Source organism: Burkholderia sp. E168m15 (genome assembly GCF_016586105.1).
In the GTDB taxonomy this organism is placed as follows: Bacteria; Pseudomonadota; Gammaproteobacteria; order Burkholderiales; family Burkholderiaceae; genus Burkholderia; species Burkholderia orbicola.
On sequence record NZ_BCPO01000108.1, the window covers coordinates 1 to 12102 of the forward strand.

General features: G+C 68.9%; 10 protein-coding genes. 7 read left to right on the forward strand and 3 right to left on the reverse strand.

Annotated elements, in window-relative coordinates; genetic code table 11:
- Positions 1–199: 199 nt before the first annotated feature.
- Positions 200–1234: an AraC family transcriptional regulator gene (locus tag JMF86_RS17650; protein WP_011547201.1), complete on the reverse strand. Its 1035-nt coding sequence runs from the start codon at positions 1232–1234 to the stop codon at positions 200–202.
- Positions 1235–1371: 137 nt separating this feature from the next.
- Between JMF86_RS17650 and JMF86_RS17655 the strand changes: the two genes are divergently transcribed.
- The 6 genes from JMF86_RS17655 (at position 1372) to JMF86_RS17680 (ending at position 8901) form a co-directional block, all read left to right on the forward strand.
- Positions 1372–2505: an acyl-CoA dehydrogenase family protein gene (locus JMF86_RS17655; RefSeq protein ID WP_011547202.1), complete on the forward strand. Its 1134-nt coding sequence runs from the start codon at positions 1372–1374 to the stop codon at positions 2503–2505.
- Positions 2506–2703: 198 nt separating this feature from the next.
- Positions 2704–4410 (forward strand): AMP-binding protein, encoded by a 1707-nt coding sequence (locus tag JMF86_RS17660; protein ID WP_011547203.1) that lies wholly within the window; start codon positions 2704–2706, stop codon positions 4408–4410.
- A gap of 116 nt (positions 4411–4526) precedes the next feature.
- Positions 4527–6056 (forward strand): CoA-acylating methylmalonate-semialdehyde dehydrogenase, encoded by a 1530-nt coding sequence (locus tag JMF86_RS17665; protein ID WP_011694807.1) that lies wholly within the window; start codon positions 4527–4529, stop codon positions 6054–6056.
- A gap of 18 nt (positions 6057–6074) precedes the next feature.
- A complete protein-coding gene (gene mmsB / locus JMF86_RS17670; protein WP_006480765.1) occupies positions 6075–6974 on the forward strand; it encodes a 3-hydroxyisobutyrate dehydrogenase in 900 nt (299 codons plus the stop codon).
- Positions 6974–7765: an enoyl-CoA hydratase gene (locus tag JMF86_RS17675; RefSeq protein ID WP_011547205.1), complete on the forward strand. Its 792-nt coding sequence runs from the start codon at positions 6974–6976 to the stop codon at positions 7763–7765. The genes mmsB and JMF86_RS17675 overlap by 1 nt, the downstream gene beginning before the upstream one ends.
- Entirely contained in the window at positions 7762–8901 is a 1140-nt protein-coding gene (locus tag JMF86_RS17680; protein ID WP_011547206.1) for an enoyl-CoA hydratase/isomerase family protein, read from the forward strand. Before JMF86_RS17675 ends, JMF86_RS17680 begins: the two co-directional genes overlap by 4 nt.
- An 86-nt stretch (positions 8902–8987) precedes the next feature.
- Here the strand turns inward: JMF86_RS17680 and JMF86_RS17685 are convergent, their stop codons facing one another.
- Complete coding sequence (locus JMF86_RS17685; protein WP_012339624.1) at positions 8988–9893, reverse strand: LysR family transcriptional regulator; 906 nt, start codon at positions 9891–9893, stop codon at positions 8988–8990.
- A gap of 185 nt (positions 9894–10078) precedes the next feature.
- On the opposite strand from JMF86_RS17685, the gene JMF86_RS17690 reads away from it, so the two are divergent.
- Positions 10079–11617: an MFS transporter gene (locus JMF86_RS17690; RefSeq protein WP_201317090.1), complete on the forward strand. Its 1539-nt coding sequence runs from the start codon at positions 10079–10081 to the stop codon at positions 11615–11617.
- 44 nt (positions 11618–11661) lie between these two features.
- Here JMF86_RS17690 and JMF86_RS17695 read toward each other — a convergent pair.
- The coding region (locus JMF86_RS17695) for a TolC family protein (protein WP_201317091.1) at positions 11662–12102 on the reverse strand (441 nt) is incomplete at its 5' end.

Sequence of the window (12102 nt, forward strand, 5' to 3'; positions counted from 1 at the left end):
GCGCGGACAGCGGGTGACGGGGGCGGCCGTCGGGCGCGGCAGGCGCCGGCGGCGGGCCATGACGATGAAAGCGCATCGGGACGTCCGGGCGGCGCGCGGCCGCGTGCCGTCCGGCTGGCGGAAAGGGCGTGGGCCCGATGCTTGAAGATTAGGCGGTTTCGGCCGAAAGCGCGAAGGCGAGGCAGGACTGGCCGCGCATTCAGCCGGCGCCGCCGCCGCGCGCGAGCGCTTCTTCCCGAAACTCGGCCGGGCTGCGCCCGCTCCACTTGCGAAACGCGCGGTAGAACGCGCTCGGCTCCGCGAAACCGGTCGCGGCCGCGACGTCGGCGATCGTGCGGGCCGGGTCGGCCAGCGCCTCGAACGCGAGATCGCGCCTTAGCGTGTCCTTGATCGACTGGTACGCGTGGCCTTCCTGATGCAGCTTGCGGCGCAGCGTGGCTTCGGCCACGTGCAGCCGCGCGGCCATCCCGCCCGCGCCCGGCCACGCGGCGGGCGGCATTCCGCGCAGCACCGCGCGCACCCGCTGCGCGAGCGCGTTCGGGTTGCGGTACTTGACGATGAAGCTGGCCGGCGCGTTGCGCAGGAACGTTTTCAGCGTCTTCGCGTTCTGCACGACCGGCAGCGTCGCGAATTCGGGATCGAAATCGACATACGAATCGGGCTCGTTGAACCGCATGTCGTCGCAGAACATCGACGGGTATTCGTGGTCGGCCGGCGGCGTATCGCAGCGGAAGCTCGCGTGCAGCAGCGGTATGCGCCGGCCGATCAGCCAGCAGGTGAGCCCGTACACGATGATGAAATAGGTCGCGTACGTGAACATCGCGGGCGTCGCGCCGTTGTTGCGGTGCACGAAACGCAGCCGCACGCGCTGCGGGTTCGCGTCGAGCTCCGCGTGCAGGTCGTCGAGCACGCAGTGCATGAAGTTCACCGCGCGCGCCATCGCGTGCAGCCCGTCGCGTGCGGACAGCGCCGCCTGGCTCATCGCGATGAAGCTGCCGCTGCGCATCGGATGGCGATCCTGCCCGAAAAACTCGTCGTCGAGCGTGCGCGCGATCGCGTTCCACAGCGCGCCGTATTGCTGCGCGGACACGCGTGCGCGCGGCTGCGCGAGCAGCGCGGGCGCGATGCCGGCCTGCGCGAGCAGCGGCTCGGCCGCGACGCCGCGCCGCGTGGCCAGCGACACGCTGTGCGCGACGAGGCTGATCGCGACGGTTCCCTTGTCTTCCTGCTTCATCGGTGTCGCCGGTGTGGCAAAAACGCTCAGTGTAAATGAGCGACGCGAGCATCGAACAGTCGCGCGCGCTTGCCTACACTTGTTGCATCGAAACGCAAGGACGGTCGCGCCCGGCGGCCGCGGGAGACTGCAGCACCATGGACGAGCTTTACACCGAAGATCAGCGGATGATCCGCGACGCCGCGCGCGCTTTCGCCACCGAGATGCTGGCGCCGAACGCCGCGCAGTGGGACCACGACGCGCACCTGCCCGACGCGATCGTCGCGCAGCTCGGCGAGCTCGGCCTGCTCGGGATGATCGTGCCGCAGGAACTGGGCGGCTCGTATACGGATTACGTGGCGTATGCGCTGGCGATGGAGGAAGTCGCGGCCGGCGACGCCGCGTGCGCGACGATGATGAGCGTGCACAACTCGGTCGGCTGCGGGCCGATCCTCGGCTTCGGCACGCCCGCGCAGAAGGATCGCTGGCTGGCCGACATGGCGGCCGGCCGCGTGATCGGCGCATTCTGCCTGACCGAGCCGCATGCCGGTTCCGAGGCGAACAACCTGCGCACGCGGGCCGAACTGCGCGACGGCCAATGGGTGCTGAACGGCGCGAAGCAGTTCGTGACCAACGGCCAGCGCGCCGGTGTCGCGATCGTTTTTGCCATGACGGACCCGGAAGCCGGCAAGCGCGGCATTTCCGCGTTCCTGGTGCCGACCGACACGCCCGGCTTCATCGTCGGCAAGCCCGAGAAGAAGATGGGCATCCGCGCATCGGATACGTGCCCGATCACGTTCGAGAACTGCGCGATTCCGGAAGAGAACCTGCTCGGCAATCGCGGCGAAGGGTTGAAGATCGCGCTGTCGAACCTCGAAGGCGGGCGCATCGGCATCGCCGCGCAGGCGCTCGGCATCGCGCGCGCCGCGTTCGACAAGGCGCGCCGCTATGCGGGCGAGCGCGTGCAGTTCGGCAAGCCGATCGCCGAGCATCAGGCGATCCAGCAGAAGCTCGCCGACATGGCCGTGCAGATCAACGCCGCGCGCCTGCTCGTGCATCACGCGGCGAAGCTGCGCACGGCCGGGCTGCCGTGTCTGTCGGAAGCGTCGCAGGCGAAGCTGTTCGCGTCCGAGATGGCCGAGCGCGTGTGTTCGGATGCGATCCAGATCCACGGCGGCTACGGCTACCTGGTCGATTACGAAGTCGAGCGTCACTATCGCGACGCGCGCATCACGCAGATTTACGAAGGCACCAGCGAAGTGCAGCGGATGGTGATCGCGCGGCAGCTGTGAGCCGCGACGTGCGCCCATCCGGCATCACGCAGTCGAACAAACGGTCGAACAAGCAGGCACACGAGACAGGCACGAGGGCAGCGCGGCAAACGCGGCACGCAACGACGTGACCGTGCGCCGTGCAACACGGAACCGGGCAAGTGCCGCAGCACCTGCGCCGGTTGACCGCTGGGCATGGAGACTGGACGGAGACGACACATGACGGTACAGGCATTCCTGGACGCACGCGACTTCCTGCTGCGCCATCGCACCGACTACGACACCGCGTATCGCGATTTCGCATGGCCGGTGCTCGATGCGTTCAACTGGGCGCTCGACTACTTCGACCCGATGGCGCGCGGCAACGACCAGCCCGCGCTGTGGATCGTCGATGCGGCGACCGGCACGGGCGATCCGTATTCGTTCGCGCAGATGTCCGAGCGTTCGTCGCGGATCGCGAACTGGTTGCGTTCGATCGGCGTCGGGCGCGGCGACCGCATCCTGTTGATGCTGCCGAATCGGGTCGAGTTGTGGGACGCGATGCTGGCCGCGATGAAGCTCGGCGCGATCGTGCTGCCCGCCACCACGCAACTGTCGCCCGACGACGTGCGCGACCGCGTGCAGATCGGCGGCGCGACCTACGCGATCGTCGACGAGCACGAAACCGCGAAGTTCGAGCAGGCCGGCCTCGGCCTCAAGCAGAAAATCGTCGCCGGCGTGCCGCGCGAAGGCTGGCTCGCGATGAACGACGGCTATGCGGCGAGCGCCGCGTTCGAGCCGGACGCCGTCACGCACGCGAACGATCCGATGCTGCTGTACTTCACGTCGGGCACGACGTCGAAGCCGAAGCTCGTCGAGCATACGCACCGCACCTATCCGATCGGGCACCTGTCGACGATGTACTGGGTCGGCCTGCAACCGGGCGACATCCACTGGAACATCAGCTCGCCGGGCTGGGCGAAGCACGCGTGGAGCTGCTTCTTCGCGCCGTGGAATGCGCAGGCGTGCGTGTTCGCGTTCAACTATGCGCGCTTCGAGCCGAAGGTCGTGCTCGATGCGCTCGTCAAGTATCGGGTGACGACGCTGTGCGCGCCGCCGACCGTGTGGCGCATGCTGGTGCAGCAGCCGCTCGCGTCGTTCGACGTGAAGCTGCGCGAGATCGTCGGCGCGGGCGAGCCGCTGAATCCCGAGATCATCGAGCGCGTGAAGAAGGCCTGGAACATCTCGATTCGCGACGGCTACGGCCAGACCGAGACGACCTGCCTGATCGGCAATTCGCCGGGCCAGCCGGTAGTCGCCGGCTCGATGGGCCGGCCGCTGCCCGGCTACCGGATCGCGCTGCTCGACCCGGACGGCGCGCCGGTGACCGAAGGCGAGGTCGCGCTGCCGATCGGTGACGACGTCACGCGCCCGGTCGGGCTGATGAAGGGCTACGCGAACAATCCCGATGCGACGGCTCATGCGATGCGCGACGGTCACTACCGTACGTCGGACATCGCGATGCGTCGCGACGATGGCTACTACGTGTACATCGGCCGCGCAGACGACGTGTTCAAGTCGTCCGACTATCGGCTGAGCCCATTCGAACTGGAAAGCGTGCTGATCGAGCATCCGGCGATCGCGGAAGCGGCCGTCGTGCCGAGCCCGGACCCGGTGCGGTTGTCGGTGCCGAAGACCTTCATCACGCTGCGTCAGGGCTACGAGGAAAGCCCCGCGCTCGCGCTGGAGATCTTCCGTTTCTCGCGCGAGAAGCTCGCGCCGTACAAGCGCATCCGTCGCCTGCAGTTCGCGGAACTGCCGAAGACGATCTCGGGGAAGATCCGCCGCGTCGAGCTGCGCCGCCGCGAGATCGAGCGTGGCGACGACGCGACCGAGCGCATGCCCGGCGAGTACTGGGAAGAAGATTTCGCCAACGAACTGAAATGACCGGCTGCGGGCCGTGCGCGCCGCTTTTTTTTCGGCGCGCCGCCCGCCGCCTCGCTGAACCGAACCGGCCGCGCGTCGCACGACGCCACGCGGCCCACTGCAAGGAGAAAACGCTGATGAACGCGAATCCGACGCCCCGCACGGGGCAAGACGTGCCGACGGTCAAGCTGCTGATCGACGGCGCCTTCGTCGAGTCCACCACCAGCGAGTGGCGCGACATCGTCAACCCGGCGACGCAGCAGGTGCTCGCGCGCGTGCCGTTCGCGACCGTCGCGGAAGTCGACGCGGCCGTGCAGGCCGCGCACGCCGCGTATGCGACGTGGAAGAACACGCCGATCGCCGCGCGCATGCGCATCATGCTGAAGTTCCAGGATCTGGTGCGCGCGAACCAGCAGCGCATCGCGAAGACGCTGACGGCTGAACAGGGCAAGACGATTCCCGACGCCGAAGGCGACATCTTCCGCGGCCTCGAAGTGGTCGAGCACGCATGCTCGATCGGCACGCTGCAGCTTGGCGAATTCGCGGAGAACGTCGCGGGCGGCGTCGACACCTACACGCTGCGCCAGCCGCTCGGCGTGTGCGCGGGCATCACGCCGTTCAATTTCCCCGCGATGATTCCGCTGTGGATGTTCCCGATGGCGATCGTGTGCGGCAACACGTTCGTGCTGAAGCCGTCGGAGCAGGACCCGATGTCGACGATGGAACTCGTCGAGCTCGCGCTCGAAGCCGGCGTACCGAAAGGCGTGCTGAATGTCGTGCACGGCGGCAAGGAAGTCGTCGACGCGATCTGCACGCATCCGCTCGTGAAGGCGATCTCGTTCGTCGGTTCGACCGCCGTCGGCACGCACGTGTACAACCTCGGCAGCCAGCACGGCAAGCGCGTGCAGTCGATGATGGGCGCGAAGAACCACGCGATCGTACTGCCCGACGCGAATCGCGAGCAGGCGATCAATGCGCTCGTCGGCGCGGGCTTCGGCGCGGCCGGCCAGCGCTGCATGGCGACGTCCGTCGCGGTGCTGGTGGGCCAGGCGCGCGAATGGCTGCCCGACCTCGTCGCGAAGGCGAAGACGCTGAAGGTCAACGCGGGCTCGGAAGCGGGCACCGACGTCGGGCCGGTCGTGTCGCGCGGTGCGAAGGCGCGGATTCTGTCGCTGATCGACATGGGCATCAAGGAAGGCGCGAAGCTCGAACTCGACGGCCGCGACGTGAAGGTCGCCGGCTTCGAGGAAGGCAACTTCATCGGGCCGACGATCTTCTCCGGCGTGAAAACCGACATGACGATCTACACGCATGAAATCTTCGGGCCCGTGCTGGTCGTGATGGAAGTCGACACGCTCGACGAAGCGATCGCGCTCGTCAACGCGAACCCGATGGGCAACGGCGTGGGCATCTTCACGCAGAGCGGCGCGGCGGCACGCAAGTTCCAGAGCGAGATCGACGTTGGCCAGGTCGGCATCAACATCCCGATTCCGGTGCCCGTGCCGTTCTTCAGCTTTACCGGTTCGCGCGGCTCGAAGCTCGGCGACCTCGGCCCGTACGGCAAGCAGGTCGTGCAGTTCTACACGCAGACCAAGACGGTCACCGCGCGCTGGTTCGACGACGACACGACGGCCGGCCCGGTGAACACGACGATCCGGCTGCATTGAGCGGCGGAGGACACCAACATGAAAATCGGATTTATCGGCCTCGGCCACATGGGCGCGCCGATGGCGCTGAACCTGCTGAAAGCCGGCCACGACGTGCATGCGTTCGACCTGAGCGCCGACGCATTGCGCGCGCTGCAGGACGCCGGCGCGCAGGTGGCAGCTTCCCCGCGCGATGCGGCATCGGGCGCGACGTTCGTGATCACGATGCTGCCGGCCGCGCCGCACGTGCGCTCGGTGCTGTCCGGCGAGAACGGCGTGCTGGCCGGCCTCGGTGCGGGCGCGACCGTGATCGATTCGAGCACGATCGACCCGGCGAGTGCGCAGGCGTTCGGCGCGCTGGTGCGCGAGCACGGCGGCGCGTTCGTCGATGCGCCGGTGTCGGGCGGCACCGGCGGCGCGGCGGCCGGCACGCTGACCTTCATGGTCGGCGGCAGCGACGCGGATTTCGAGCGCGTGAAGCCGGTGCTCGCCGGGATGGGCAAGAACATCGTCCATTGCGGCGCGACCGGGATGGGGCAGGTCGCGAAGGTTTGCAACAACCTCGTGCTCGGCATCTCGATGGCGGCGGTGTCGGAAGCGATGTCGCTCGGCGTCGCGCTCGGCATCGACCCGAAGGTGCTGGCCGGCATCGTCAACACGTCGACGGGCCGCTGCTGGAGTTCGGACACCTACAACCCGTATCCGGGCGTGATCGAGACCGCGCCGTCCTCGCGCGGCTACTCGGGCGGCTTCGGCACCGACCTGATGCTGAAGGATCTCGGCCTCGCGAACGATGCGGCGAAGCAGGCGCGCCAGCCCGTCTATCTCGGCGCGCTCGCGCAGCAGCTGTACCAGACGATGAGCAGCCGCGGCGACGGCCAGCTCGATTTCTCGGCGGTGATCCGCCTGTATCAACCGGCCACGAAGAAGGACGCGTGATGATCGAACTCGACTATGTCGACGACGGCGCGATCGCGTGCGCGACGCTCAAGCGTCCGCCCGCGAACGCCTTTACCGCCGACGGGCTGCAGCAGTTGCAGGCCACCGTCGCCGAACTGAATGCGAACCCGCGCGTGCGTGCGCTGGTGATCACCGGCGACGGCCCGAAGTTCTTCAGCGCGGGTGCCGACCTCAACACGTTCGCCGACGGCGATCGCGCGGTCGCGCGCGCGATGGCGGCGCGCTTCGGCGCGGCGTTCGAGGCGCTGCACGACGCACGTGTCGTGACGATCGCGGCGATCAACGGCTATGCGATGGGCGGCGGCCTCGAATGCGCGCTCGCATGCGACCTGCGGATCGCGGAGACGCATGCGCAGATGGCGCTGCCCGAGCCGTCGGTCGGCCTGCTGCCGTGCGGGCTCGGCACGCAGACGCTGCCCTGGCTCGTCGGCGAAGGCTGGGCGAAGAAGATCATCCTGACCGGCGCGCGCGTCGACGCGGCCACCGCGCTGCGGATCGGCCTCGTCGAGGACGTGGTGGAAAGTGGCGCCGCGCGCGAGGCGGCACTCGCGCTGGCGCGCAACGTCGCGCGGCAAAGCCCGCACGCGGTGGCTTACAGCAAGGAGCTGATCGGCCTTGCACGTCGCGGTGTGCCGCGAAGCGCGGCGCTCGCGGTCGAACGCGAACGCTTCGTCGACCTGTTCGACACGGCCGATCCGCGCGAGGGCGTGGCGGCGTTCCTGGGCAAGCGCGCGCCGCAGTGGCGCACCGATGGAGAGTCGCAACGATGAGTACGCCGGTGACGAATCACGACGCATTCGCGGAGCACGCGCCCGAGGTGCTGTTTCGCGTGGTGAACCGCGTGGCGCTGATCACGCTGAACCGGCCGGCCGCGCTCAACGCGCTGTCGTACGCGATGATCGGCGAGCTGGCCGCGCTGTTCGAGCGCTGCCGCCACGACGACCAGATCGTCGCGGTCGTGCTGCGCGGCGCGGGCGAGAAGGGCTTCTGCGCGGGCGGCGACGTGCGTGCGTTGTACAAGATGGTCGCGCAGCGCGAGACCTGGCTGCCGTTCTTCGTCGACGAATACCGGCTCGACTACGCGATCCATATGTTCCCGAAGCCGGTGGTCGCGCTGATGGACGGCGTGACGATGGGCGGCGGTATGGGCCTCGCGCAGGGCGCGGCGCTGCGCGTCGCGACCGAGCGCAGCAAGATCGCGATGCCGGAAACGCGCATCGGCCTCGTGCCCGACGTGGGTGCGACGCATTTCCTGTCGGGCATGCCGGTTGAACTCGAACTGTACGTGGGGCTGACCGGCGCGATGCTGTCGGGCGCCGACGCGCTCACCGCGAAGCTCGCGGACCTGTGCGTGCCGTCCGCATGGCTCGACACGTTCGAGACGCGCATCGAAAGCGTGAAGTGGGACGGCGATGCGCTGCCGTTGCTGCGCAAGGTGTTCGAGCCGCCGTGCAACGTGGTGCCGCATGCGGCGCTCGACAGCCAGATGCCGTGGATCGTCCGCCATTTCGACAAGCGCTCGAGCGTCGAGCGGATCGTCGCGACGCTCACGCAGGAGCTGACGCGCGACGAGCTGGCACGCGAGCACCGCCAATGGCTGCAGGCGACGCTCGACGCGCTCGCGAGCCATTCGCCGACGATGCTCGCCGTGACGCGCGAGGCGCTGCTGCGCGGCCGGCAGATGACGCTCGCGGAGTCGTTCCGGATGGAGCTCGGCATCGTGGCGCGCGCGATCGAGGAAGGCGATTTCTGCGAAGGCGTGCGCGCGCATCTCGTCGACAAGGATCGCAAGCCGCGCTGGGCGCCTGCGTCGCTCGTCGAGCTGCGCGCCGAACGCGTGCGGCATTTCCTGACGTCGCCGTGGAAACTGTTCGCGCATCCGCTCGCCGATCTCGGCGCGGCGTGATCGTCGCGTGACGGCCCGACGCGCCCGTGCGGCGCGTCGGTTGCCGCGCATTGCCTTCCTTTGCGTCCGCGCTCGGCGCCTGGCGCTCAGCGCTCGATCATCGGCGGTACCGCCTCCACGAGCGCATCGATCACGCAGCGCGTCTTGCGTGGCAGGTAGCGCGTTTTCGGCCAGATCGCATGAATGTCGCCTTCGCAGACGAAACAGCGATCGAGCACGACCACCATCTCCCCGCGCTTCACGTAGTGATCGAGCAGCCAGCTCGGCAGCCACGCGATCCCGAACCCCGACGCACCGGCCGCCGCGATCGCCTGCACGTCGTCGAAACTGAGCTGGTGCGGCATGTCGATGTGGACGCTCGAGCCGTCCGGCGCACGCAGGTACCACGGCTGCACGACGCCCGAGCGTGAATACGCGATCGTGCGGTGGTTTTTCAGATCGTCGAGCGATTGCGGTGTGCCGTGGCGAGCGAGATACGACGGCGCCGCGCCGAGGCTCCCGTATTGCGTGCCGAGCCGCCGCACCGCGAGGCTCGTGCTGTCGGCGAGCGGGCCGATCCGCACCGCGAGGTCGATCCCTTCCTCGACGAGATCGACGAAACGGTCGGTGATCGACACGTCGATCCGCAGGTGCGGGTAAGTGCGCGCGAGGTCGAGCACGATCGGCGTCACGCAGTGATGCCCGAATGCGAGCGGCACGCTCAGCCGCAGCTTGCCGCGCGCCTCGTGGCGGCCGCAGTCGAGATCGGCTTCCGCCGCTTCCAGTTCCGCCAGCGCGCGCACGCAGCGGTCGTAGTACGCCTGGCCGTCGTCGGTCAGGCTCTGGCTGCGCGTCGTGCGCTGCAGCAGCCGCGCGCCGAGCCGCTTCTCGAGCCGCGCGATCGCCTTGCCGACGGCCGAGCGCGTCATGTCGAGCCGTTCCGCGGCGAGCGCGAAGCTGCCGGATTCCACGACCTGGACGAAGGTCGTCACGCCGTCGAGTCTGTCGGTCATGGCGGGTTGTGCGTTGCATCGATTGGGGCCTGAGATTCCCCAGTCCATGGAAACGGGTGCGTCAATGGGGAGGTGAATTCTCACTATAGTACCGATTCCCGCCCAGCGTGCGTCGCCGGCCGCGCGCGGCGAATCCTACTCACCTGGAGGCGCGCGGCCTGTCGCCGGGCCGCCGCGCAATACGCATGACGCTATCCGACTCCCGCAGGAATGCGGTCGCGCTCGCGGCCGTCTGTCTCACGTCGCTGATGTTCGGCCTCGAGATCTCGAGCGTGCCGGTGATCCTGCCGACGCTCGAACACGTGCTGCATGGCGATTTCAACGGCATGCAGTGGATCATGAACGCGTACACGATCGCGTGTACGACGGTGCTGATGGCGGCCGGCACGCTTGCGGACCGGTTCGGCCGCAAGCGCGTGTACGTCATCGGCACCGTGCTGTTCGGCGCGACGTCGCTGCTGTGCGGGCTCGCGCCGAACGTGCCGGTGCTCGTCGCGGGCCGGCTGCTGCAGGGCGCGAGCGGCGGCGCGATGCTGATCTGCCAGATCGCCGTGCTGTCGCACCAGTTCCGCGAAGGGCGCGAGCGCGGCCGCGCGTTCGGAATCTGGGGGATCGTGTTCGGCATCGGGCTCGGCTTCGGGCCGATCGTCGGCGGCGCGATCGTCGCGCTGGCGAGCTGGCCGTGGGTGTTCCTCGTCCATGCGCCGCTCGCGGCCGTCGCGCTCGTGCTGATCGGCGGCGCGGTGCAGGAGTCGCGCGATCCGCATGCGGGCGCGCTCGATGTGGCGGGCATCGTCACGCTGTCGCTCGCGGTGCTCGGCCTCGCGTTCTACATCACCCAAAGCGCCGAACTCGGGCTGACGAGCGCGGCCGGCCTCGGTGTGCTCGGTGCGACCGTGCTCGCGGTGCTCGGCTTCGTCATCGCGGAGCGCGCCAGCGCACGGCCGATGTTCGACTTCTCGGTGTTCCGGATTCGCGCGTTCACCGGCGCGATCTTCGGCTCGATGGGGATGAACTTCAGCTTCTGGCCGTTCATGATCTACCTGCCGATCTGGTTCCAGGTCGCGCTCGGCTACGACAGCGTGACGGCCGGCCTCGCGTTGCTCGCGTACACGCTGCCGACGCTGATCGCGCCGCCGTTCGGCGAACGGCTTGCATTGCGCTACGGGCCGGGCGTCGTGATTCCGGCCGGCCTGTTCACGATCGCGGCCGGTTTCGTGCTGATGCGGTTGGGCAGCGCGGCCGATCATGCGAGCTGGCTGACGATGCTGCCGGGCTGCGTGATCGCCGGCATCGGGCTCGGCTTGACCAATACGCCCGTCACCGACACGACGACGGGCGCGGTGCCGAGTGCGCGGGCCGGGATGGCGTCGGGCATCGACATGAGCGCGCGGATGATCTCGTTGGCGCTGAACATCGCGACGATGGGCTTCGTGCTGGTGGCGGGGATCGTCGCGAGCCTGAAGGGCGGGCCGGCCGGCGCGATCGGCGACGCGGCGCTGCGCCGGCTCGCGCAGGAGATCGCGGCGGGCCGCACCGACGGGCTGCAGGCGATCGCGCCGGCGCTCGCGCAGGCCGACCCGAGCGGCGCGGCGTTGCACGCGGCGCTCGTGCATGGCTTCGGCTGGGTGATGGTGTACGGCGCGGCGGGCGTGGCCCTGCTCGCGACCGCGAGCGCGGTGGCGTTCGCGCCGGCGCGGCGTGGAGCGGCCGTGTGCGAATGACGCGGCCGGCGTGCGGCGGGTGAGGTGCGGCGTGTGACGGCCGGTCAGGAAGTCCCGCCGCCGAGCGCGCGGTAGAGCTTCATCTGGTTGTTGAGCCGGTTCAGACGCGTCAGTTCGTCGGCGCTTTGTGCGCTCCGCAGCACCTGCTGCTGATCGAGCCACGGCTGCACGGCGGTCGCGCCGGCCGCGAAGCGCGCGGCGGCCAGCCGTTCGGCGCGCTGGGCCTGGGCGAGCGACAGCGCGCGCTGTTCGGCTTCGCGTTCGAGCTGCACGCGCGCCGACAGCGCGTTCTCGACTTCCGCGAGCGCCGTGTAGAGCCGCTGGCGGAACCCGACGACCGCTTCCTCGTACTGCGACTTCGACACCCTGATCTGCAACTGCATCGTGTTCCACTGGATGAACGGCAGCGCGAGGCCGAGCCCGAGCGTGCCGACCGGATTCGTCAGCACGCGCTCGAGGCTCGTGCTCGTCGTGCCGGCGCTGCC

What these genes read in the sequence shown, in the direction of transcription:
- JMF86_RS17650 (WP_011547201.1), bottom strand. Translation starts at nt 1,234, where the DNA reads ATGAAGCAGGAAGACAAGGGAACCGTCGCGATCAGCCTCGTCGCGCAC.
- JMF86_RS17655 (WP_011547202.1), top strand. Translation starts at nt 1,372, where the DNA reads ATGGACGAGCTTTACACCGAAGATCAGCGGATGATCCGCGACGCCGCG.
- JMF86_RS17660 (WP_011547203.1), top strand. Translation starts at nt 2,704, where the DNA reads ATGACGGTACAGGCATTCCTGGACGCACGCGACTTCCTGCTGCGCCAT.
- JMF86_RS17665 (WP_011694807.1), top strand. Translation starts at nt 4,527, where the DNA reads ATGAACGCGAATCCGACGCCCCGCACGGGGCAAGACGTGCCGACGGTC.
- mmsB (WP_006480765.1), top strand. Translation starts at nt 6,075, where the DNA reads ATGAAAATCGGATTTATCGGCCTCGGCCACATGGGCGCGCCGATGGCG.
- JMF86_RS17675 (WP_011547205.1), top strand. Translation starts at nt 6,974, where the DNA reads ATGATCGAACTCGACTATGTCGACGACGGCGCGATCGCGTGCGCGACG.
- JMF86_RS17680 (WP_011547206.1), top strand. Translation starts at nt 7,762, where the DNA reads ATGAGTACGCCGGTGACGAATCACGACGCATTCGCGGAGCACGCGCCC.
- JMF86_RS17685 (WP_012339624.1), bottom strand. Translation starts at nt 9,893, where the DNA reads ATGACCGACAGACTCGACGGCGTGACGACCTTCGTCCAGGTCGTGGAA.
- JMF86_RS17690 (WP_201317090.1), top strand. Translation starts at nt 10,079, where the DNA reads ATGACGCTATCCGACTCCCGCAGGAATGCGGTCGCGCTCGCGGCCGTC.